Origin of the sequence: Microbacterium forte, assembly GCF_031885415.1 — a bacterium.
Lineage (GTDB): Bacteria > Actinomycetota > Actinomycetes > Actinomycetales > Microbacteriaceae > Microbacterium > Microbacterium forte.
In genome coordinates, this window is the sequence record NZ_CP116871.1 from 1,271,721 (window position 1) to 1,292,282 (window position 20,562).

19 protein-coding genes are annotated in these 20,562 nt (G+C 69.7%); 5 read left to right on the forward strand and 14 right to left on the reverse strand.

The window, feature by feature from the left end; genetic code table 11:
- Window positions 1-277: 277 nt before the first annotated feature.
- The 9 genes from OB895_RS06285 to OB895_RS06325 all read right to left on the reverse strand — a co-directional run bounded on the left by OB895_RS06285 (window position 278) and on the right by OB895_RS06325 (window position 8,728).
- Window positions 278-1,747, reverse strand: coding sequence for an NAD(P)/FAD-dependent oxidoreductase (locus OB895_RS06285; protein WP_042542206.1), 1,470 nt, complete (start codon window positions 1,745-1,747; stop codon window positions 278-280).
- A 39-nt stretch (window positions 1,748-1,786) separates the two neighbouring features.
- Window positions 1,787-3,064: a S8 family serine peptidase gene (locus OB895_RS06290; protein ID WP_052493021.1), complete on the reverse strand. Its 1,278-nt coding sequence runs from the start codon at window positions 3,062-3,064 to the stop codon at window positions 1,787-1,789.
- Between the two features lie 11 nt (window positions 3,065-3,075).
- Window positions 3,076-3,618, reverse strand: coding sequence for a DUF501 domain-containing protein (locus OB895_RS06295; protein WP_056376067.1), 543 nt, complete (start codon window positions 3,616-3,618; stop codon window positions 3,076-3,078).
- Between the two features lie 69 nt (window positions 3,619-3,687).
- Window positions 3,688-4,248, reverse strand: a complete 561-nt coding sequence (locus OB895_RS06300; protein ID WP_311879492.1) for an FtsB family cell division protein — start codon at window positions 4,246-4,248, stop codon at window positions 3,688-3,690.
- Window positions 4,249-4,301: 53 nt separating this feature from the next.
- Window positions 4,302-5,582 carry a phosphopyruvate hydratase gene (eno, locus tag OB895_RS06305; RefSeq protein ID WP_042542068.1) on the reverse strand — a complete coding sequence of 427 codons (1,281 nt, stop codon included), beginning with the start codon at window positions 5,580-5,582 and terminating at the stop codon, window positions 4,302-4,304.
- A 100-nt stretch (window positions 5,583-5,682) separates the two neighbouring features.
- Window positions 5,683-6,342, reverse strand: a complete 660-nt coding sequence (locus tag OB895_RS06310) for an O-methyltransferase (protein ID WP_311879493.1) — start codon at window positions 6,340-6,342, stop codon at window positions 5,683-5,685.
- Between the two features lie 49 nt (window positions 6,343-6,391).
- Window positions 6,392-7,324 carry a CPBP family intramembrane glutamic endopeptidase gene (locus OB895_RS06315; protein ID WP_311879495.1) on the reverse strand — a complete coding sequence of 311 codons (933 nt, stop codon included), beginning with the start codon at window positions 7,322-7,324 and terminating at the stop codon, window positions 6,392-6,394.
- Window positions 7,325-7,361: 37 nt separating this feature from the next.
- Complete coding sequence (locus OB895_RS06320; protein WP_311879497.1) at window positions 7,362-8,381, reverse strand: DUF1648 domain-containing protein; 1,020 nt, start codon at window positions 8,379-8,381, stop codon at window positions 7,362-7,364.
- Window positions 8,378-8,728, reverse strand: coding sequence for a GntR family transcriptional regulator (locus OB895_RS06325; protein WP_079112493.1), 351 nt, complete (start codon window positions 8,726-8,728; stop codon window positions 8,378-8,380). Before OB895_RS06325 ends, OB895_RS06320 begins: the two co-directional genes overlap by 4 nt.
- A gap of 99 nt (window positions 8,729-8,827) precedes the next feature.
- On the opposite strand from OB895_RS06325, the gene OB895_RS06330 reads away from it, so the two are divergent.
- Together OB895_RS06330 and OB895_RS06335 are read left to right on the forward strand one after the other, a co-directional pair.
- Window positions 8,828-9,298, forward strand: coding sequence for a PaaI family thioesterase (locus OB895_RS06330; protein WP_311879499.1), 471 nt, complete (start codon window positions 8,828-8,830; stop codon window positions 9,296-9,298).
- A 49-nt stretch (window positions 9,299-9,347) separates the two neighbouring features.
- Window positions 9,348-10,574, forward strand: coding sequence for an APC family permease (locus tag OB895_RS06335; protein WP_311879501.1), 1,227 nt, complete (start codon window positions 9,348-9,350; stop codon window positions 10,572-10,574).
- Here the strand turns inward: OB895_RS06335 and OB895_RS06340 are convergent, their stop codons facing one another.
- Window positions 10,575-11,378 (reverse strand): helix-turn-helix domain-containing protein, encoded by an 804-nt coding sequence (locus OB895_RS06340; RefSeq protein WP_311879503.1) that lies wholly within the window; start codon window positions 11,376-11,378, stop codon window positions 10,575-10,577. It abuts the gene before it with no gap.
- A 136-nt stretch (window positions 11,379-11,514) separates the two neighbouring features.
- On the opposite strand from OB895_RS06340, the gene OB895_RS06345 reads away from it, so the two are divergent.
- Window positions 11,515-12,039 carry a VOC family protein gene (locus OB895_RS06345; RefSeq protein WP_042542077.1) on the forward strand — a complete coding sequence of 175 codons (525 nt, stop codon included), beginning with the start codon at window positions 11,515-11,517 and terminating at the stop codon, window positions 12,037-12,039.
- Here the strand turns inward: OB895_RS06345 and OB895_RS06350 are convergent.
- The 4 genes from OB895_RS06350 to OB895_RS06365 all read right to left on the reverse strand — a co-directional run bounded on the left by OB895_RS06350 (window position 12,008) and on the right by OB895_RS06365 (window position 16,199).
- Window positions 12,008-12,820 carry an SGNH/GDSL hydrolase family protein gene (locus OB895_RS06350; protein WP_311879504.1) on the reverse strand — a complete coding sequence of 271 codons (813 nt, stop codon included), beginning with the start codon at window positions 12,818-12,820 and terminating at the stop codon, window positions 12,008-12,010. The two genes, OB895_RS06345 and OB895_RS06350, sit on opposite strands and share 32 nt — an antisense overlap.
- Before the next feature lie 181 nt (window positions 12,821-13,001).
- Window positions 13,002-14,252 (reverse strand): histidine--tRNA ligase, encoded by a 1,251-nt coding sequence (locus OB895_RS06355; protein ID WP_309694250.1) that lies wholly within the window; start codon window positions 14,250-14,252, stop codon window positions 13,002-13,004.
- 65 nt (window positions 14,253-14,317) lie between these two features.
- Complete coding sequence (locus OB895_RS06360; protein WP_311879918.1) at window positions 14,318-14,995, reverse strand: nucleoside triphosphate pyrophosphohydrolase; 678 nt, start codon at window positions 14,993-14,995, stop codon at window positions 14,318-14,320.
- Between the two features lie 34 nt (window positions 14,996-15,029).
- On the reverse strand, window positions 15,030-16,199 hold the full coding sequence (locus OB895_RS06365; protein WP_311879506.1) for a Na+/H+ antiporter NhaA: 1,170 nt from the start codon (window positions 16,197-16,199) through the stop codon (window positions 15,030-15,032).
- Between the two features lie 86 nt (window positions 16,200-16,285).
- Here OB895_RS06365 and OB895_RS06370 point away from each other — a divergent pair, with 86 nt between their 5' ends.
- Together OB895_RS06370 and gdhA are read left to right on the forward strand one after the other, a co-directional pair.
- Window positions 16,286-18,973, forward strand: a complete 2,688-nt coding sequence (locus OB895_RS06370; RefSeq protein WP_311879508.1) for a phosphoenolpyruvate carboxylase — start codon at window positions 16,286-16,288, stop codon at window positions 18,971-18,973.
- A 150-nt stretch (window positions 18,974-19,123) separates the two neighbouring features.
- Window positions 19,124-20,494, forward strand: coding sequence for an NADP-specific glutamate dehydrogenase (gdhA, locus tag OB895_RS06375; RefSeq protein WP_042542082.1), 1,371 nt, complete (start codon window positions 19,124-19,126; stop codon window positions 20,492-20,494).
- Window positions 20,495-20,562 lie beyond the last annotated feature (68 nt).

The window sequence follows — 20,562 nt, forward strand, 5'->3', positions numbered from 1 at the left end:
GGTTCCTTCGTGGGTGTGGACGACCACGGAACTCGACAGCGGGGCAGTGAGGGTCCATGGTCGTCCGCGGATACGGACGCCAGGTCTCCTCCACCCTCACGGGCCGGTGGGCCGGAACACGACTTCGTGTCCGTAATGACGACGCCACCGCAGACGGGAGTACTCCCCTTGCGCTGCCGAGGCTAGCAAGCGCGCCTATGAGGCCGGTGCAAGACACGCCCTCGCCGGAGACGACGAACGCCCCGACTCCGAAGAGTCGGGGCGTTCGAGGGGATGACTACTTGGCGGCAGCCGTCGCAGCGGTCTTCTTCGCAGCCGGCTTCGTGGCGGCGGTCTTCTGACCTGCCGGCTTCTCGTCGGCGGCCTTGTCGGAGGCGGTCGCCTGAGCGGCCGGAGCCGTGACGGCGGGAGCCGGAGCGTCAGCGGCCGGACGCGGGCGTGCAGCGAACTCCTCGAAGACGTAGCGCGGGTTCTGCACCGTCTCGAGGTTCACCAGGTCGCGGCCGAGCCACAGGTTGTTCCACCAGCCCCAGACCACGCGGAACTTGCGCTCCCACGTCGGCATCGCGAGACCGTGGTAGCCACGGTGCGCGACCCAGGCGACGAAGCCCTTGAGCGCGATCTTGCCGGACTGGAAGACACCGTTGTAGAGCCCGAGGCCGGCGACGGCACCGAGGTTCTTGTGGAAGTACTCCTTGGGGTCCTCACCACGCAGCACGGCGACGAGGTTCTTCGCGAGGAGCTTCGCCTGACGCACGGCGTGCTGCGCGTTCGGCACGCAGAAGCCGCCGACGCCACCACCCGAGAGGTCGGGAACGGCCGAGACGTCACCGGCGGCCCAGGCGCCCTCGACGAAGGCCTCGGGCGTGCCGACACGGAGGTCTGCGCGGGTCTGGATGCGGCCGCGCTCTTCGATCGGCAGATCGCCGCCGCGCACGACGGTCGGGTTCGCCATGACACCGGCGGTCCAGACGATCAGGTCGGTGGGGATGACCTCGCCGGTCGACAGCTCGACGTTGCCGTCGACGGCGCTGGTGAGCTGCGTGTCGAGGTGCACGTTGGCGCCTCGCTTCGCCAGGTCCTTGAGGACCCACTCGCTCGTCGGCAGCGACACCTCGGGCATGATGCGGCCCATCGCCTCGATGAGGTGGAAGTGCGTGTCTTCGAAGCTGATCTGCGGGTACTTGCCCACGAGCGACGACGCGAGCGAACGGAGCTCTGCGAAGACCTCGATGCCGGCGAAGCCACCACCGACGACGACGACCGAGAGCAGACGATCGCGCGCGGGTCCGGCGGGCAGCGAGGCCGCCTTGTCGAAGTTCGACATCAGGCGATCGCGGATCGCGACGGCCTCTTCGATGGTCTTCAGACCGATCGCGTTGTCGGCGATGCCGGGGATCGGGAAGGTGCGGGAGACCGCGCCAGCGGTCACCACGATCTGGTCGTACGAGAACTCGTACGGCTCTCCCACCGGAGGGGTGATCGTCGCGACCTTCTCAGCGTGGTTGATGCCCGTCACCTTGGCGGTGAGCACGTTCGTTCGCTTGAGGTGACGACGGTGCGCGACCACCGAGTGGCGGGCTTCGATCGAGCCGGCGGCGACCTCGGGAAGGAACGGCTGGTACGTCATGTACGGCAGCGGGTCGACCATGGTGACGTCTGCTTCACCCTTGCGAAGGTGCTTCTCCAGCTTCCACGCCGTGTAGAAGCCTGCATAGCCTCCACCGACGATCAGAATCTTGGGCACAGTGCTGTTCTGAGGCACAGGGGGACAACTCCTCGGGAGTCAGGGATGTGGCGTGCGAGCGCGCGCCGATCGGATGCGCCGGGCAGCTGCGGTGACGCCAAGCGCTATCAGGATACCAGGGACTGTGAGCGCGATGAGCGGCAGGGTACCGTAGCGCAGCGAATCAGCGCTGGGAAGCAGCGGTGAACCGGGCTCGGTCGGCGCGTCGGCATCCGGCAGGGGCGGCACCTCGACCGGCGCGGCGGTGGGTTCGGGCTGCGGAACGCTCTCTGCGCGTCGGAACAGGCGGACCCACTCGGCGAGGTCGCCCATCGGATTCTCGGAGACCTTCGGCACGTCCGCGGTGATCGCCGCGTCGGCATCCACCAGCCCGTAGCCGTAGAGAGGATCGGGGAGGTCGGCCATGCCCGGCACCTTGATCGCGGTCTTGATGATGCGATTGATGACGTTGGCGGCATCGAGCTCGGGGTGCGCAGACCGGACGAGCGCCGCGATGCCTGCGACGATGGGCGCCGCACCGCTCGTGCCGCTCCAGGGCACGACGGTGCCGTCGGCCGAGACGCCCCGCAGCCCCTCACTGGGCGCGGCGATCCCGATGGTGATCCCCTGAGTCGACGCCTCGATGCTCGCCGTGCCCGTCTGGTCGACTCCGCCGACCGTCAGCACGCCGGGGATCGTCGCGGGAGCGCCGATGATGTTGGTGCCGCTCCCCCGGTTTCCCGCGGCGACGACCACCACCACGTCATGCTCGAATGCGTAGAGGAACGCGTCGTCCCAGCTCCTGTCCCAGTCCAGCGTGTTCGTGGTGAACGAGAGGTTGATGATGTCGGCCCCATGGTCGACCGCCCACCGCATGGCCTTCGCGACCTGCTCGGTGAACGGCACTGCGGCGGCGGCGCCGAAGCCCACGGAGATCGACAGCAGATCGGCCTCGGGGGCGACTCCGATCATGCCCTTGCCGTCGGCAGAGCCGCGTCCGGCGGCGAGCGAGGCCACCCACGAGCCGTGATTGCCGTCGATGGCACCCACCGGGGTGCGGCCGTCGGGGGTTCCGGTGCCAGACACGTCGGTGCCACCCACGACGGCGTCATCGAACACGCCAGGGACCTTGCCGATCCCGGTGTCGATGACGGCGATCGTGACCCCGTCGCCGCGAGTGGTCTGCCAGGCGTCGCGGATGCCGGCTCCGTCGAGCCAGTACTGAGCGGCGCGATCCGGATCTGCGGGGTCGTCCGGCACCGGCGGCGGGGTCGCTGCCGCGCCGAGGAGCAGGACGGATGCCACGATCGTCGCCATCGCGACGCCGTTGCGCAGCATCCGCGGCCGCCTCATGCGGTCGATGCCTCGACGTCACGCAGGGCCGCACCGGGGTCGTCGCACCGGCACTTCTCCGGCGACCACGTCGAGCGCTCGAGCGCCGCATCGCCGATCGGGTTCACGCCGGGACCTGCCGCGAGAGCATGACCGGCCAGAGCATGCAGGCACTTGACGCGCGACGGCATGCCGCCGGCGGAGATGCCATCGATCTCGCTGACCTCGCCGAACTGCGCCCGGTCGGCGAGGTACGCCTCATGCGCGGCGAGGTACGCCGCGGCGACGCCCTCGTCCTCGGCGAGCAGCGCGGAGAGCTCGGGCATGACCTGCGTGGCCTCGAGGGTCGACATCGCGGCCGTCGCGGCCGGATGCGTCAGGTAGTAGAACGTGGGGAACGGTGTTCCGTCCGGGAGCCTGGGTGTCGTGGCGACGACCGTGGGGTTGCCGCACTCGCAGCGGGCTGCGATTCCCACGACGCCACGGGCGGTCCTGCCCAACTGGGCCGACACCACGGCGAGCTCGGCGGTCGTGGGGGCGGGGAATGGCGGCGTGGTCACCTATCCAGCGTACGGGAGCCGACCGGGAGGATGCTCTGAGCGCGCTCCCCGCTCGGCGGCGCCCGACGGTCAGCGGCTGACGGCGGCCGTGTCGCTCAGCCCCGCGGACGTCAGCGTGCGCAGCAGCTGCGGCATCCAGTCGGAGGGCGTCTCTTCGAGGGTGTCGCTGACCGGCCCCTGCTGCTGCGGGAGCGCTGCGGGGTCGAGATCGTTGTCGATCAGATACACGACCTCGCCGGGCTTGACGTAGTACAGGCGCTCACGCGCCTGGGTGGTGATGTAGGCCGGGTCGCTCCAGCGCTCACGCTCTTTCTCGAGCGCCGCGATCTGGTCTTCGGAGACCTGGATCGACTGCTCCAGAGCCGAGATCTTCTGCCGCTGGTCGATGAAGGTGCCCAGCGTCGGCACCAGCACCCATGCCCCGAGCACGACGAGCGACAGCATGATGACCGAGAACGCCGAGAGGCGGATGCCGGAGGCCCACTCGCGCACGTCGACCCGACGCTCCTGGGAGCCTCGATTCGCGGCTCCCCGGGGCCGACGGGCGGACGGACGCGGGGTCGACTTCGCCGCCGGCGTGGTGCGGGATGCGCCCGAAGACGCCGAAGGAGGAGCCGGTCGTCGTGCCACGGCTCCTCCTCCGTACGTGCCGCTCAGGCGGCGTGTGTCTGTCTCTGCTGTGTTCAGCCCTGGTAGCGCGGGAACGCGGAACGGCCGGCGAAGACAGCCGCGTCGCCCAGCTCCTCCTCGATGCGCAGAAGCTGATTGTACTTCGCGACGCGCTCGCTGCGAGCAGGCGCACCAGCCTTGATCTGACCCGCGTTCGTCGCGACCACGAGGTCGGCGATCGTGGTGTCCTCGGTCTCACCCGAACGGTGCGACAGCATGGCGGTGTAGCCCGAGCGCTGCGCGAGGCTGACCGCGTCGAACGTCTCGGTGAGCGTTCCGATCTGGTTGACCTTGACGAGCAGCGAGTTGGCGACGCCGCGCTTGATGCCGTCGGCGAGACGGGTCGGGTTCGTCACGAACAGGTCGTCGCCGACGAGCTGGACCTTCGAGCCGAGAGCGTCGGTGAGGAGCTTCCAGTTGTCCCAGTCGTCCTCAGCCAGCGCGTCCTCGATCGTGACGATCGGGAAGTCGTTGACCAGGCCCTCGTAGTACTCGATCAGCTCGGGGCCGCTCCAGTCCTTGTTGTCGAGGCGGTAGACGCCGTCCTTGAAGAACTCGGTGGCTGCGACGTCGAGGCCCAGCGCGATGTCGGTGCCCGGCGTGAAGCCGGCCTTCTCGATCGCCTTGACGAGGAAGTCGAGACCCTCGCGGTTGCTGGGCAGATCGGGGGCGAAGCCGCCCTCGTCGCCGAGACCCGTCGCGTAGCCGGCGGCCTTCAGCTCGCCGCGCAGCACGTGGTAGGTCTCGACGCCCCAGCGGAGTGCCTCGGAGTAGGTCTCGGCGCCGATCGGGGCGAGGAAGAACTCCTGCATGTCGATGCCGTTGTCGGCGTGCTCGCCGCCGTTGATGACGTTGAAGAGCGGAACGGGCAGCAGGTGCGCGTTCGGGCCGCCCAGGTAGCGGAACAGCGGCAGGTCTGCGGAGTCGGCCGCGGCCTTGGCGACCGCGAGGCTGACGCCGAGGATCGCGTTGGCGCCGGTGCGCTGCTTGTTGTCGGTGCCGTCGGTCTCGATCAGGATCGCGTCGACGATGCGCTGCTCGCTCGCCTCGACACCCTCGAGCGCCGGGCCGAGCTCGTCGATGATGGCGTCGACCGCCTTGAGGACGCCCTTTCCGCCGTAGCGGCTCTTGTCGCCGTCGCGGAGCTCGTACGCCTCGAATGCGCCGGTGGATGCACCGGACGGGACGGCCGCCCGCTGGACCACACCGTCGTCGAGGAGCACCTCCACCTCAACGGTCGGGTTACCGCGCGAGTCGAGAATCTCGCGTGCGCCTACAGCCTCGATCAGTGCCACTGATGTGCTCCTTGCTCAGAGAAAAGGTTGTGTGGAGCGTCGTCGATCCGCGCCCAGTCTAGCCCGCCCGCGCTCGACCTCCCGGGTCCGTCTCGGCGGCTCACACCACGACGGCGAGGGCGAAGCCGTCCCAGCCCTTGGCGCCGACCGTCTGCAGGGCGGTCGCGTCGAAGCGGGGATCCTCCCCCAGCATCCGCAGCGCGTCTCTGGTGCCGACGACCTTGGAGTCGGTCGAGTCCGCACGGACGATCTCGCCCTCCCGTCCGATGTTGTCGAGCACGATCACGGTTCCCGGATGCCCCAGCTTCGCCGCCCAGTCGAGGTAGACGGTGTTCGACTCCTTGTCGGCATCGATGAAGACCAGGTCGAAGCCGCCCACCAGCGTCGGGAGCACGTCGGCACCCCGGCCGATCCGGATGTCGACACGCTCTCCGACCCCGGCGGCATCGATGCTCGCCCGCGCGACGGCGCCGTTGTCGGCTTCGGCCTCGACCGTGACGACGCGGCCTTCCGGCCCCACGGCCCGAGCGAGCCAGATCGTCGAATAGCCCCCGAGCGTGCCGATCTCGAGCACGCGGCGAGCGCCGCTGATGCGCGCGAGGAGGTTGAGCATCTTGCCGCCGACGGGCGCGACCTCGATCTCGGGGAGACCGGCGTCGCGCTGGGCCGACAGCGCCGACTCGAGGTGCGGATCGTGCCCCACGAGCAGCTCGGCGAGATAGGCATCGGCGTTCGACCAGGCTGCGGGAGTGGAATCCATGCCCTCAGCAAACCGCGACGCCTCGGGAGCGTCAAGAGGGTTGCGGAGGCTACTCCGCGCGCGGAGCGGACAGCAGTCGGCCGGGCCCGTCGGCGAGCTCGGGCTGTTCACGGAACTGCCCGGTGACGACGAGGACGGCGATGACCGCTGCCGCGACGATCCACCCCGCGAGGCCGAGCGGTCCGGCGAGCGCGAGATCGGGCTGCGATGCGGCGAAGACGACGATCAGCCCGGCGGCGGCGTTGAGGGAGCCATGGGCGAGCACAGCAGGCCAGACCGAGGCGGAGCGCAGGCGCAGCCAGCCCAGGAGAACACCCCAGGCCATGCAGCCACCGATCATGAAGAGCACACCGGTGATGTCTGTGCGTCCGAAGTTGTAGCCCAGCAGGATCAGCGGGCTGTGCCAGACGCCCCAGATCGCTCCGCTGAGGAGCAGCGTGGGCCAGGTGCCGAGCGGACGCAGCGCGGGCACCAGCCATCCGCGCCATCCGAGCTCTTCGCCGAACGCCAGCACGCTGTTGAGGAGTGCGCCGAAGGGGATCATCACGATCTGCGAGATCACGACGACCTCGATCGGCGGCATCGGCGCACCGGCGGGGAGCGCCTTCGCGACCTCTGCGGAGAACGCGGCGAAGGTCAGGTCGAGCTGCACGAACCCGAGCGCTGCCGCGAGCACGATGCCGAGGGCGACGAGAAGGGGCGGTACGAGCCAGCCGGCCACCATCAGCCAGACGACCCGCTTCGCCGGACGCAGCGGCCACAGCCCGAGGAATCGCGCCCGCTCGCCCCTCGACGGGATTCGCATCGTGAAGGTGACCACCAGTGCGGCGATCGCGGGGGTCAGCATCATCACCGGCAGGAGGAACCAGGTGCTCGGCTCGGCGAGTCCGTCGCCCAGCCAGAGAGGGAGGGCGACCACCCACGCGAGTCCGCACGCGAGTGCGACGAAGACGATGATGGCTGCGGCTCGGATGCGGGTCATGGGTGCTCTCCCTGTTCGGGTTCGCCGAGGGGCGTGGTCATCGGGATGCGGCCGAGGCCAGGACGGATGCCGCAGTGGCCGCGTCGTCGACGGTGACGACGAAGACGCGGCCGTCGGTGCGAGTGACTTCGAGGGCCTCTCCGGTGCGCAGGACGAATCCTCGCCGCCCGTCCGTGCCGAAGCGGTAGCCCCAGCCTCCGAACTCTGCGAAGGGGTTGACCTGAACCGCCCGGGTGCTCGCGATCTCCGTGGCGGGGATCTCGAGTCGTGGCCAGCCCGCTGCCGAGCGCACCCGGAGACCCGCGGCGCTCGCGCGGACCCGGAACGAGAGACCGCTCGCCACGAGGATCACGAGGATCAGCGCGATGACCGCGACGATCCATCCGGCAGCCACGCCCCGTGCAAGGAGCAGCACGCTCATCGCGATCGTGAGGAAGACGCCGATCCCCAGGACCACCTGACCGCTCCGGGCGATGCCGACGGTCTTCATCCATACGGCGCGTTCATGATCGGCGAGCGGCAGGGGTTCCGCCGGTGGCTCGGATGCTGCGGGCGCGAACTGCACCTTCGGCTGCAGGAACCACCCGGCGGCGGCCAGCCCGGCTGAGACCAGGAAGAAGACCGGGACCCACGGCGTGATGTCGGCGGCCTCGGCCGCATCCGAAAGGCCGCGCTGAGCGGCGGTCGAGACGACGGCGAGCATCGACATCATGCCCGCGATGCCGAGGCTTGCGGCTCCGAGCAGACGGGCGGTCGTCGACCACTGCGGTGGTGCACTCGACGTCGATGCACCGTGCGCGGGCAGTCTGTGCGAGAACAGGGCGATGATCGCGAACAGCACGATCGTCCCGCCGCCCAGACCGATGAGCAACGCCAACGGCGTCCACCGCGGCCCGAAGCCGTCGACCCCGTCGAGGCCCCAGTGGACCGCCGCCGGATCGGGGATCTCGGGCAGCCAGGCGACGACGACGACTGCGGCGAGCGCGATCAGGGCCGCGGGGACGATCACCCCCACCCACCAGAACGCGGTGCGGGCTCGGCGGATCTCGGCGGTCATGCTTCGGTCTCCTTGATGAGGGCGGCCAGGGTGGGGGGCGAGAGGCCGAGCGACGCCGCACGGGCCACAAGGGCGGCGATGTCGTGGGAGAGCTCGGCGAGTGGGGCGGCGGCCGGGGACACGACGGCTCCCCTGCCTCGTCGCAGATCGATCAGTCCTTCGTCTCGCAGCTGCTGGTAGGCGCGGAGCACCGTATGCAGGTTGATCTCGAGCGCATCCGCGAGCTCGCGGGCGGAGGGGAGTCGGTCGCCCGGCGTGAGCCGGCCGGCGAGGACGTCGGCGCGAACGGACGCCGCCACCTGGTCGAAGAGCGGCCGAGCGCTGTCGGGGTCTATGCGGATCAGCATCCCGCCTCCTCTCTTCTACTAGTTCTACACAAACTATAACAACTGTTCGATCCCTCCAGTGATCTTTGTGGCGATCCCGGCGTCATCCACACTGACTTCATGCGCATCACTCCCCGACGCCTCGCCATCGGCATGAGCCTGTGGTTCCCCAATCTCTTCAGCGGCATCCGCATCCGCCGATTCAGCGAGGACTGGACCCACGCGACCGTCGAGCTGCATGTGAACGTCTTCACACGCAACTACGTCAAGACGGCGTTCGGCGGCTCGATGTCTGCGATGACCGACCCGTACTTCTTCATGCTCGTGATGCACCAGCTCGGACGCGACTACGTGGTGTGGGACACCCGCGGCGAGATCGAGTTCCTCAAGCCCGGCCGCGGGATCCTCACAGCCGAGTTCGAGGTCAGCAGGGAGCGGGTCGAGGAGATCCGCGAGCGCGCGCACGGCGGCACGAAGGTGCTCGAGTGGTTCGAGACCGTGATCACCGACCGCGACGGCGATGTCGTCGCGAAAGTGCGACGCGAGGTCTACATCCGCGAGAAGAAGCGCGTGACCGCGGCTCGCGGCTGAGCAGCGAGGAAGTCACCGCGAATTCACCCTCGCATGACACGATGACGGGATGCCCCTCGCACGCCGCCTGAGACTCGGCGACGCCGTCGCCATCGGACTCGGTTCGATGATCGGTGCGGGCGTGTTCTCGGTGTGGGCGCCCGCGATGGGCGTCGCCGGCAGCGGCATCCTGATCGCCCTGGGGATCGCCGCGATCGTCGCCTACTGCAACGCCACCGCGTCGGCGCAGCTCGCCGCAGCGCACCCCGTTGCCGGCGGCACCTATGCGTACGCCAGAGCAGAGATCGGTCCGTGGTGGGGTTTCGTGGCCGGCTGGAGCTTCGTGATCGGCAAGATCGCGAGCTGCGCCGCGATGGCCATGACCTTCGCCGCCTACGCGGCGCCCGAGGGCTGGCAGGTGCCGGTGGCCGTGGCCGCAGTCGTCGCGCTCGCAGCCGTCAACTGCTTCGGCGTCACGCGAACCGCGCTCGTCACCCGGGTGCTCGTCGCGTGCTCCCTGCTGGGGCTCGCGCTCGTCGTCGCGACCGGACTCGGCGGATCGTCTACGGCGACCCCCGCCCCTCTTCCCGATGCCAGCGCGTACGGCGTGCTGCAGGGCGCAGGACTGCTCTTCTTCGCGTTCGCAGGGTACGCGCGCATCGCGACCATGGGCGAGGAGGTCGTCGACCCTGCCCGGACGATCCCGCGCGCCATCGCCCTCGCGCTGGGCGGTGCGGTCGTCGTCTACACGCTCGTCGCGATCACGGTCGTCCTCGTCCTCGGTGGCGACGCGGCGACGAGCACGACGCCTCTGTCCGACGTCGCAGCGGCCACCGGGTGGCAGGCTCTCACCCCGGTCATCCGCATCGCGGCGGCGGCGGCCTCGCTCGGCGCTCTGCTCGCGCTGCTCACCGGCATCGGGCGGACGACCCTGGCCATGGCCCGCGAGCAGGACCTGCCGCGGTTCCTCGCGAAGGTCGACGAGCGCTGGCAGGTGCCGCGTCGTGCCGAGATCACGATCGCGCTGATCATCGTCGGGATCGTGGTCGTCGCCGACCTTCGCGACGCGATCGGGTTCTCCTCGTTCGGGGTGCTGCTGTACTACCTCATCGCGAATGCCGCGGCGTTCCGACAGCAGGCGGCTGCCCGCCGCTATCCCCGCGCGTTGCAGGTCATCGGAGTTCTGGGCTGCCTGCTGCTCGTGAACACGCTGCCCGTCGTGGCCTCGGCGATCGGAACCGCGGTCGTGCTCGTCGGAGTGCTCTATCGGATGACTCGCCTCAGACTGTCGCGGTGATCACATGCGCGCATTCTCGTCCGGGGACTGCTCGGACGATCCTGCGCGATACGTGCGAGGGGCCATGCCGAGGATGCTGCGGAAGTCACGTGTGAGGTGCGCGTGATCGGCGTATCCGAGGTCTGCCGCGAGGACCGACAGCTCGATCCCCGGATCGAGGCGCAGCCGCTCGGCGGCCTCCTGAAGGCGACGCCGGCGGATCATCGCCGCCGGTGAGACGCCCACGTGTCGGTGGGCCATCCGCTGCAGTGTGCGCACCGAGACGGCCAGACGCATCGCCGCCTCTTCGACGCTGCCGGCGGCATCATCACCCATGAGCACGTCGACGAGCGCGTTCGCGTGCCGTGCGGGATCGTCGACAGCCCCGACCCGGCGCACGAGCCAGTCGGAGAAGACCGCGACGGCGCGTTCGCGGCGCCCCTCCCCTGTGCTCATGGCGGCACCGATCGCATCCGCCAGGTCAGGCGCGTCGATGATCGTCTCGGTGTCGACGAGCGCAGCCGGGTCGTCGACGAGCGCTGCCACAGCCGCTGGCCGCAACAGCGCGCCGACCGCCCAGCTGGTTCCGCGCAGGTCGCGATGCGACGCCCGCGTCGTCGCGCCCGACAGAGTGACCGCGCCCTGCTCGACCACGAGATTGAGCGCCGGGTAGCCGACGATCTCCTGCCGCGATGACCGGCCGGGCTCTGTCGACCACTCCGGGATCCAGAACCACACGGCGAGATCCCGCGCGCCCGCCGCGGGCGGCAGCCGATGGAACTCGGGCAGCCGGGCCGGGTAGAGCACTCCACGCGTCGGACGCATGTCTATTCGTCGCTCGGGAGGTATTCGACATCCATGTCTTCGACCCTACGACCCTCGCGCCACGCGCAGAGGACGCGCCCCGCAGTCTGTCGTCGATGTTCAAGCGCACACCCCGAGGGCTCCGTACCGTGAACGCATGACCACCGAGAACACGACCGGCGTGACCGGCGAACACACCACCGACGGCCGCCCGCACAGCGCGACCTCGCTCACTCCGTTCCTCGCGATCGCCGGAGCCAGAGAGGCGATCGACTTCTACCGAGACGTCTTCGGCGCCCGCGTCGTCGACGTCACGGAGTTCGGGGGCGTCGTCGCCCACGCCGATCTCGACTTCGGCCTCGGTCGCCTGCAACTGGGCGAACCGAGCCCCGAGTATCACCTGGTTCCCGCGCCGTCGGGTGACGACGACTGCTACTCGATGGGTCTCTACGTCTCGGACGTCGACGCCGTGGTCGAGCGGGCGGTCGCCGCGGGAGCGACCGTGCGCGAAGCTCCGTCTGCCTTCGTCTCGGGCGACCGATTCGCGAGCATCCGCGACCCCTTCGGCGTGAGGTGGTCGGTGATGACCCGCGTCGAAGACCTCTCGGACGACGAGAGCGCGCGTCGCGTCGCCGACTGGGCCGCGTCGTTCAGCGCGGCACCGTCTGACGACGCGAGCTGAGAGCCGCCTCTGCCGCGAGGCACGCGGCAGGGAGCAGCACCTCGGCCGTGCGCCGGTAGCCGAGCGGGCTCGGATGGAAGCGATCCAGGCTGAACATGGCATCGGGATCGTCGAAGAACATCGGGCCCACGGCTCGGCGGAGATCGACGGGCCGCGCCCCCGCCGAGCGTGCGGTCTCGGCCTGCGCTTCGGCCAGCCTGCGCGACACGCTCGAGATCAGCCTCCGCAGCGGCTGTGGCACGGGGCGCAGAGCGCCGAGGTCGGGGCATGTGCCGACGACGACCTCGGTGCCCTGGCGGCGCAGGTGCAGGATCGTGTCGCGTAAGTGCTGTGTGGAGACGGCGATCGGGAGGCGGTGGGTGACGTCATTGCCTCCGACCACGATCACAGCCACGTGCGGTGCGTAGCCATCGGGCAGACCCGCGAGCTGAGCGGCGAGATCGGGCGACTCCGCACCGACGACCGCGGCGGTGCGCAGGCGCACGGGCCGCCGCATCCGCCGTGCCATTCCTTTCGCGAGCCGTCCGCCGAGCGTCTCCTTGCGGCGCTCGGCGCCGAGACCCGCCGCCACCGAGTCGCCCAGCACGAGAAGCTGCACAGGATCGCCGTCGAGCGCACGGCGCCAGACGCGATCAGCATCGATCGACTGCTCGCCGAGCGGTTTGCCGATGCGCCGACGCGCGATCGCCGCCTGACGCGTGAGCACGAACCGGATGCCGACGGCGGCCGAGACCGACGCGGCACCGATCGCGGCGAAGGCGACGAAGTACTGTCGGCTCATGCCCTGATTCGATCCGACCCGCGTGAACGCCGAGTGAACGGCATCCGCAGTGTCCGTCTGCAGGACCGGGGCACGTCCGCAGGACGAAACCAGCGGTCTGCCCCTGCATCCCGTGCGGTCTTCCTGCAGACGGACCCAGAGTTCGAACGCCGTGCCCGGAATGCGAAGGAGGAGCCGCGCCTCAGGCCAGCGGCTTGAGCTCCAGCTCGGCGGCGCCCGCCGAGACGGTCGCGAACTCGGTGTATCCGTCGGCGGCCGAGCGCTCGAGCAGTGCCTTCACGTTCTTCGTGCGCCGTTCGAGCCTGACCCTGGCCCCGGATGCCACGAGCCCCGCCTTGTGCGTGACGAGCTCGGCGACCGGCACGTCGGCGTCGTGGATGAGCACGACGGCGCGTTCGCCGGCATCCGCTCCCGCCGTCACGAGATCGACGAGCCTCTCGAAGCCGAGGGAGAAGCCCACGGCCGGGACCTGCTGACCGAGGAACCGCCCGATCATACCGTCATAGCGGCCGCCGCCGCCGAGCGAGTACGACACAGACGGATGCGCGAGCTCGAAGATCGTGCCGGTGTAGTAGCCCATGCCGCGCACGAGGAACGGGTCGAAGACCAGCGGGATGTCGGTCGCGCCTCGCCCCGCGGCGACGGCCTCGCCGATGCCGACGAGGTGTCCGACGATCTCCTCCGGAGCGTTCTCGGGGAGCGCCTTGCGGATCTGCCGCTCACCGAACGGGTTGTACTCCATGGTCTGCGGACGAAGGAGGAACGCCTCGAACGCGTCGACGGCCGCTGCTGCCGAGCCGCGCTCGCGCAGTTCGGCGGCGACGCCGTCCGGACCGATCTTGTCGAGCTTGTCGATCGTGATCAGAACGCCGGGGCGCTCGTCGCCGGTGAAGCCGAAGCTGTCGAGCATCCAGTCGAGCGCACGTCGATCATTGATGCGAACGGTCGCTCCTTCGAGGCCCAGCGCGTCGACCGCGTCGAGCGAGGCGACCATGAGCTCGGCCTCTGCGCGTGAGGAGTCGTCGCCGATGATGTCGATGTCGCACTGCACGAACTGGCGGTAGCGGCCCTTCTGGGGACGCTCGGCGCGCCAGACCGGCCCGATCTGGATGGCGCGGAACACACCGGGAAGCTGCCCGCGGTTGCTCGCATAGAAGCGCGCGAGGGGAACCGTGAGGTCGTAGCGCAGACCCAGGTCTGCCAACGCGCTCTGATCGCCGGCGGCGTCACGGATCGCCTCCGCGTCGAGGCCGCGTCGCAGCACGTTGTATGCGAGCTTCTCGTTGTCTCCGCCGATGCCGGCGTGCAGTCGCGAGTACTCCTCGAGCGCGGGGGTCTCGATCTCGTCGAAGCCATGCGAGCGGTATCGATCGCGGATGACGGCGAGGACGCGCTCGCGGCGGGCCTTGTCGGCGGGGAGGATGTCGCGCATTCCGCGCGGCGGGTTCACAGTAGCCACGCCTCCATCTTTCCAGGTCGGCGGGGCGGCCTGCGGCCTCAGGCCCCCGATTCCGCCTCGCGGACCTCGGCCTCGACCGCTCTGAGCCGTTCTCGCAGTGCCCGTTCCGCATCCCAGCCCTCGGCACGGGCGACCGCGACGAGAGCGAGCAGAGCGTCGCCCAGCTCGGTCTCCGAGGACGGCCTCGCGTCACCTGACGCCGCATCCGCCCCGGCGACGACACCGGCCCCCGCCGCGCGACCGACGATCTTCTGCGCCAGAGCGAGCGCCGGCATCCCACGCGGGATCCCGTCGAGGACGCTCCGTCTCGTGCGCTTCTCCGCCGCCTTCGCGGCGTTCCAGTGCACGAGGACCTCTTCGGGCGTCGTCGCGACCTCTCCGGCGAAGACATGAGGATGCCGCCGCACCATCTTCTCGGTCAGCGTGGCGGCCACATCGTCGATGTCGAACGGGTCGTCCGCATCCTGCGCAGCGATCGCGGAGTGGAACAGCACCTGCCAGAGCAGGTCGCCGAGTTCTTCGCGCAGATCGTCTCTCGTGCCGTTCTCGACGGCGTCGATCACCTCGTGCGACTCCTCGATGAGGTACGGCACGAGATCGCGGTGGGTGATCTGCTGCGACCAGACGCAGCGCTCTCGCACCTCGCGCATCGTCTCGGCGGCGGCGCGCAGCGGGTCGCGGTGCGACTCTGCGCTCACTGGCCCTTCCTCGGACATCACCGTGCCTGCTTTCTTCGTCCCTGTCTCGTGATCACGATGTCACGACGCCCTGGCGTCGGTACGCGCGTGCACGCAGCGAGACGATGATCCCCGACAGCACGAGCGCCACGAGCGAGCCGACGAGCACGCCCAGGATCGCCTGGTCGCGGATGCCCGCATCGGTCGCGAAGGCGAGGTTCGCCAGCAGCAGCAGCGAGACGGTGAAGCCGATTCCGCCGAGTGCGCCGGCGGCGACGATGTCGGCGAACGGCAGGGCGGGCGCCGCGCCCCGGGGGCGGATCCGCATCGCCAGCCACCCGAACAGGGAGATGCCGATGATCTTGCCGACGGGCAGTGCGACGGCGATTCCCCAGAAGGCGGGCGACAGTTCTGTCGGCGAGAGCGCGGGGATCACCACGAAGGCGGCGACGAACGCGAAGATCGGCAGGATCGCGCCGTTCACCGTCGGCTCGAGAGCGTGTCGGGTGCGTGCGGCGGGAACGGGCGACATCACGAGCCCGAGCATCACGCCCGCGATCGTGGCATGGATCCCCGAGGACGCCACCAGGCCCCAGGCGACGATGCCGACCACGACCATCGCGACGGCGACCGCCGGATGCCCCTTGGCATGCAGCAGCCTGCTGAGCAGCCAGAAGGCGACGACGGCGGCGACGGCGAGCGCGAGGAAGAGCCACTGCACATCGTGCGCGAACAGCACGGCGATGAAGATGATGCCGATGATGTCGTCGAGGATCGCCAGCGCGAGCAGGAACACCCGGACGTTCGACGGAAGCCCCCGGCCGAACATGGCGAGGACGCCGAGCGCGAAGGCGATGTCGGTCGCGGTCGGGATGGGCCAACCGGTCACGGTCGCCGAGTCGCCCGCGATGAGGAGATAGACCGCGATCGGCACCAGCACACCACCAGCGGCGGCGATGGCCGGCTGCACGGCCTTGCTCGGCGAGTCGAGCTCACCGTGGGTCAGCTCATGCCGCAGCTCGATCGCCACGACGAGGAAGAACACCGCGAGCAGCCCGTCGGACACCCAGTGCTCGACCGAGAGGTCGAGGACGGTGCCGGGGATCGCGATATGGAAGTCGAGGACTGCGGCGAGCGCATCGTGCGAAGGGAGGTTCGCCAGCAGGATGCCCAGTCCTGCCGCGACGAGCAGGAGGACAGCGGGGAACTGCTGACCACGGAGGGGGTTCGCGGAGATGCGCATCGCCCCCATGGTAGTTGCGGCTGCCTCGCGCGTCTCACATCGTCATGCGTTCAGAGCACGGCCCCGAGCCGGGATACTCTCGAACGGTGACCCCCGAACACGCCTTCCCCGAGCCCACTGACACCTCGGCCATCCGCATCATCGGCCGTTTCGAAGCAGGCCGCGGCATTCCTGATGCCATGCGCACCGATGTGAGAATGCTCGGCGCCCTTCTCGGCCAGGTTCTGCGCGAGTCGGGTGGTGACGACCTCTTCGAGGACGTGGAGCGACTGCGACTGGCGACGATCCAGGCCTATGACGAGGAGACGTCCGACGCCTTCGACCGCGCTGCGGCGATCGCCGAGTCGTTCACGATCGCACGCGCCGACGAGGTCGCCCGCGCGTTCACCTGCTACTTCCACCTCGTCAATCTCGCCGAGGAGCACCAGCGCGTGCGGGTTCTGCGCGAGCGCGCCGGCCAGCCCGGTCGCGAGGATGCGGCAGACACGGTCGCCACCGCGTACGCGCGCCTGAAGACCGAGGTCGGCGATGACGAGGCTCGCCGTCGTCTCGAGGGCCTGCGCTTCCACCCGGTGTTCACCGCCCACCCGACCGAGGCGCGCCGTCGCGCCGTGTCGTCGAGCATCCGCCGCCTCTCCGATCTGCTCACGCAGCACGACGCGGCGAGCGAGGGCGGGTCCGAGGAGCACCGCGCCCGGCGTCGGATGCTGGAGGAGATCGACACCCTCTGGCGCACGGCACCGCTGCGAGCCGAGAAGCCGTCGCCGACCGACGAGGTGCGCACGGTCATGGGCGTGTTCGACGAGACGCTCTTCACCACCGTGCCGCACGTGTATCGCCGCATCGACGACGCACTGCGCGGTGACGACTCCGGCTCGAGCGCACCGGTCGTCCCGGCCTTCGTGCGCATCGGCTCCTGGGTCGGCGGCGACCGCGACGGCAACCCGTTCGTGACGGCATCCGTGACCCGAGAGGCGTCGCAGATCGCCTCCGACCATGTGCTGCGCGGTCTCGAGCGCGCGCTCGAGCGCATCGGCCGCACGCTCACCCTCAGCGCCGAGGACACTCCCCCGAGTGACGCCGTCTCGGCGCTCTGGGATTCGTTCGCGGCCGCCGAGCCGCGGGTCGCGCACGAACTGGCCGCCCGCTCCCCCGGCGAGCCCCACCGACGGGTGCTGCTCGCCCTGGCACATCGCGTCGCTGCCACCAGGCACGGCGACGAGGAGGGGTATGCCCGCCCGGAGGAGCTGCTCGAAGACCTTCGCGTGGTGCAGTCGTCGCTGTCGGATGCGGGTGCGAAGCGCCACGCCTTCGGAGGCGTGCAGCACCTGATCTGGCAGGTGGAGACGTACGGCTTCCACCTCACCGAGCTCGAGGTGCGCCAGCACTCGCAGGTGCACGCGAAGGCCCTCGCAGAGCTCGAGAGCGGCGAGGCGATCAGCACGCAGACCGAAGAGGTGCTCGAGGTCTTCCGCGCGATCGCCGAGATCCAGCGCGACCGCGGACTCCGTGCCGCCGGTCGTTACGTCGTGTCGTTCACGCAGGCCGCTTCCGACCTCGCGAACGTCCACAGGCTCGCGGCGCATGCGCTCGGCGACGATGCGCCCGTGCTCGACGTCGTGCCCCTGTTCGAGACCTTCGCCGACCTCCAGGCGGCTCCCGGCATCCTCGCCGAGGCGGTGACCTTCCCCGAGTTCCAGGCTCGCCTCGCAGCGACCGGGAACCGACTCGAGGTCATGCTCGGCTACTCGGACTCGTCGAAGGACGTCGGCCCGGTCGCCGCCAACCTCGCGCTGTACGAGGCGCAGGAGAAGATCGCGCAGTGGGCACAGGAGTCGGACATCAAGCTGACGCTGTTCCACGGACGCGGCGGCGCCCTCGGACGCGGCGGCGGACCGGCCAACTCGGCGATCCTCGCGCAGCCGCCGCACTCGGTCGACGGGCGCTTCAAGCTGACCGAGCAGGGCGAGGTCATCTTCGCCCGTTACGGCGAGCCTGCCATCGCCATGCGGCACATCGACCAGGTCGCCGCGGCGACCCTGCTCGCGTCCTCGCCGAGCGTCGAGAAGCACACGAGCGACGCCGCGGCGCGTTTCTCCGACATCGCCGCCGTCATGGACGCCTCGTCACGCGAGCGGTTCTTCTCGCTCGTGAAGGCCGAGGGCTTCGCTCCCTGGTTCGCCACGGTGACTCCTCTGGAGGAGATCGGTCTGCTCGCCCTGGGCTCGCGTCCTGCCCGGCGGGGGCTGTCGGTCGAGTCGCTCGAAGACCTGCGTGCCATCCCGTGGGTGTTCGCCTGGACCCAGGCCCGCATCAACCTGGCCGGCTGGTTCGGCCTCGGCACGGCTCTCGCCGCCGTCGGCGACGAGGCACGACTCATCGAGGCCTACCGCGATTGGCCGCTGCTGCGCACCATGATCGACAACGTCGCCATGAGCCTCGCGAAGACCGACGAGCGCATCGCCCGCCAGTACCTCGCACTCGGTGACCGCGACGATCTCGCCCAGCTCGTGCTGGACGAGCTCGCGCTCACCCGCGAATGGGTCATCCGCCTCACCGGTGGCGTCGGGCTGCTCGAGAACAAGCCGATCCTGCAGCGCGCGGTGCAGTTGCGCACGCCATACGTCGACGCGCTGTCGCTGCTGCAGCTGCGCGCACTGCGCGCCCTGCGCGACCCCGGTGAGGCGACCGGATCCGGAGCCGACGACGAGCAGAAGCGCCTGCTGCTGCTCTCGGTCAGCGGCGTCGCGGCCGGTCTGCAGAACACCGGGTGATCCACGCCCGTCGCGCCTGAGCGAGCGCATGCCTGTGCGAAGGTCCTCACATCTGCGTGCCCGCTAGAGTGAAAACTCCGCCCGATCCGGCGTACCCTCACGCGACACGATCGCACGCAGCACCATCCCCCGATCAGAAAGCTCTTTCGCGTGACCTCTTCGCCATCCGCCGACTTCCACCCGCTCGCAGAGTCCGTGCAGCCCGTGTTCGACACGGTGCTCGTCCGCAGCCCGCACGAGCCCGAGTTCCAGCAGGCCGTGCACGAGGTTCTGAACTCGATCGCCCCTGTGCTGGCACGCAACCCGCAGTTCGTCGACGGCGGCATCCTCGACCGCCTGGTCGAGCCGGAGCGGCAGATCCTGTTCCGGGTGCCCTGGGTCGACGACGCCGGTCGCCTGCAGGTCAACCGCGGCTACCGCATCCAGTTCTCCTCGGTTCTCGGCCCGTACAAGGGCGGACTGCGCTTCCACCCCTCGGTGAACCTGTCGATCATCAAGTTCCTCGGCTTCGAGCAGATCTTCAAGAACGCGCTGACCGGTCAGGGCATCGGCGGCGGCAAGGGCGGCTCCGACTTCGACCCGCACGGCCGATCGGATGGCGAGATCATGCGCTTCTGCCAGTCGTTCATGAACGAGCTCTACCGCCACCTCGGCGAGCACACCGACGTCCCCGCGGGTGACATCGGCGTCGGCGGCCGCGAGATCGGGTATCTCTTCGGGCAGTACCGCAAGATCACCAACCGTCATGAGTCGGGCATGTTCACCGGCAAGGGCACCGGCTGGGGTGGCGCCGAGGTGCGCACCGAGGCCACGGGCTATGGCGCCGTGTTCTTCGCGCAGGAGATGCTCGGAGTCCACAACGACTCGCTCGACGGCAAGCGCGTCGGCGTCTCAGGCTCGGGCAACGTCGCGATCTACGCGATCCAGAAGGCATCGCAGCTCGGCGCGACCGCTGTCACCGCATCCGACTCCTCCGGATACGTCGTCGACGACGCCGGGATCGACGTCGACCTGCTGCGCCAGATCAAGGAGGTCGAGCGCGCCCGCATCGTCGAGTACGCGAACCGTCGCCCCGGCGCGCGCTTCGTCGAGGGCGGCAGCGTCTGGGAGGTCCCCGTCGACATCGCCGTGCCCTCTGCCACGCAGAACGAGCTCGACCTCGACGCTGCCGAGGCGCTCATCGCCAACGGCGTGCGCGCCGTCTCGGAGGGCGCGAACATGCCCTGCGTCCCCGCCGCCGTCGAGGCGTTCCAGGGCGCCGGCGTGCTCTTCGCGCCCGGCAAGGCCGCGAACGCCGGAGGCGTGGCGACCTCCGCACTCGAGATGAGTCAGAACGCCTCGCGTCAGCGGTGGAGCTTCGACGCCAGCGAGAACAAGCTGCGCGAGATCATGGCCGACATCCACAGCGCCGCGTTCGACGCCGCAGAGCGTTACGACGTCGCGGGCGACTACGTGGCCGGGGCGAACATCGCCGGCTTCGAGCGCGTCGCCGGCGCGATGCTCGCGCAGGGCGTGATCTGAGCCCACTCGCGTCCCGCACACAGGTGAAGAGCCGCCTCCCTCACGGGTGGCGGCTCTTCTGCATCCCG

Coding starts and splice junctions, on each gene's coding strand:
- OB895_RS06320 (WP_311879497.1), bottom strand. CDS start 8,381: ATGACCGCCGAGATCCGCCGAGCCCGCACCGCGTTCTGGTGGGTGGGG.
- OB895_RS06365 (WP_311879506.1), bottom strand. CDS start 16,199: ATGCGCATCTCCGCGAACCCCCTCCGTGGTCAGCAGTTCCCCGCTGTC.
- OB895_RS06315 (WP_311879495.1), bottom strand. CDS start 7,324: ATGACCCGCATCCGAGCCGCAGCCATCATCGTCTTCGTCGCACTCGCG.
- OB895_RS06310 (WP_311879493.1), bottom strand. CDS start 6,342: ATGGATTCCACTCCCGCAGCCTGGTCGAACGCCGATGCCTATCTCGCC.
- OB895_RS06330 (WP_311879499.1), top strand. CDS start 8,828: ATGCGCATCACTCCCCGACGCCTCGCCATCGGCATGAGCCTGTGGTTC.
- OB895_RS06345 (WP_042542077.1), top strand. CDS start 11,515: ATGACCACCGAGAACACGACCGGCGTGACCGGCGAACACACCACCGAC.
- OB895_RS06355 (WP_309694250.1), bottom strand. CDS start 14,252: ATGCGCGACATCCTCCCCGCCGACAAGGCCCGCCGCGAGCGCGTCCTC.
- OB895_RS06335 (WP_311879501.1), top strand. CDS start 9,348: ATGCCCCTCGCACGCCGCCTGAGACTCGGCGACGCCGTCGCCATCGGA.
- OB895_RS06350 (WP_311879504.1), bottom strand. CDS start 12,820: ATGAGCCGACAGTACTTCGTCGCCTTCGCCGCGATCGGTGCCGCGTCG.
- OB895_RS06325 (WP_079112493.1), bottom strand. CDS start 8,728: ATGCTGATCCGCATAGACCCCGACAGCGCTCGGCCGCTCTTCGACCAG.
- OB895_RS06360 (WP_311879918.1), bottom strand. CDS start 14,995: ATGTCCGAGGAAGGGCCAGTGAGCGCAGAGTCGCACCGCGACCCGCTG.
- OB895_RS06340 (WP_311879503.1), bottom strand. CDS start 11,378: ATGCGTCCGACGCGTGGAGTGCTCTACCCGGCCCGGCTGCCCGAGTTC.
- OB895_RS06290 (WP_052493021.1), bottom strand. CDS start 3,064: ATGCTGCGCAACGGCGTCGCGATGGCGACGATCGTGGCATCCGTCCTG.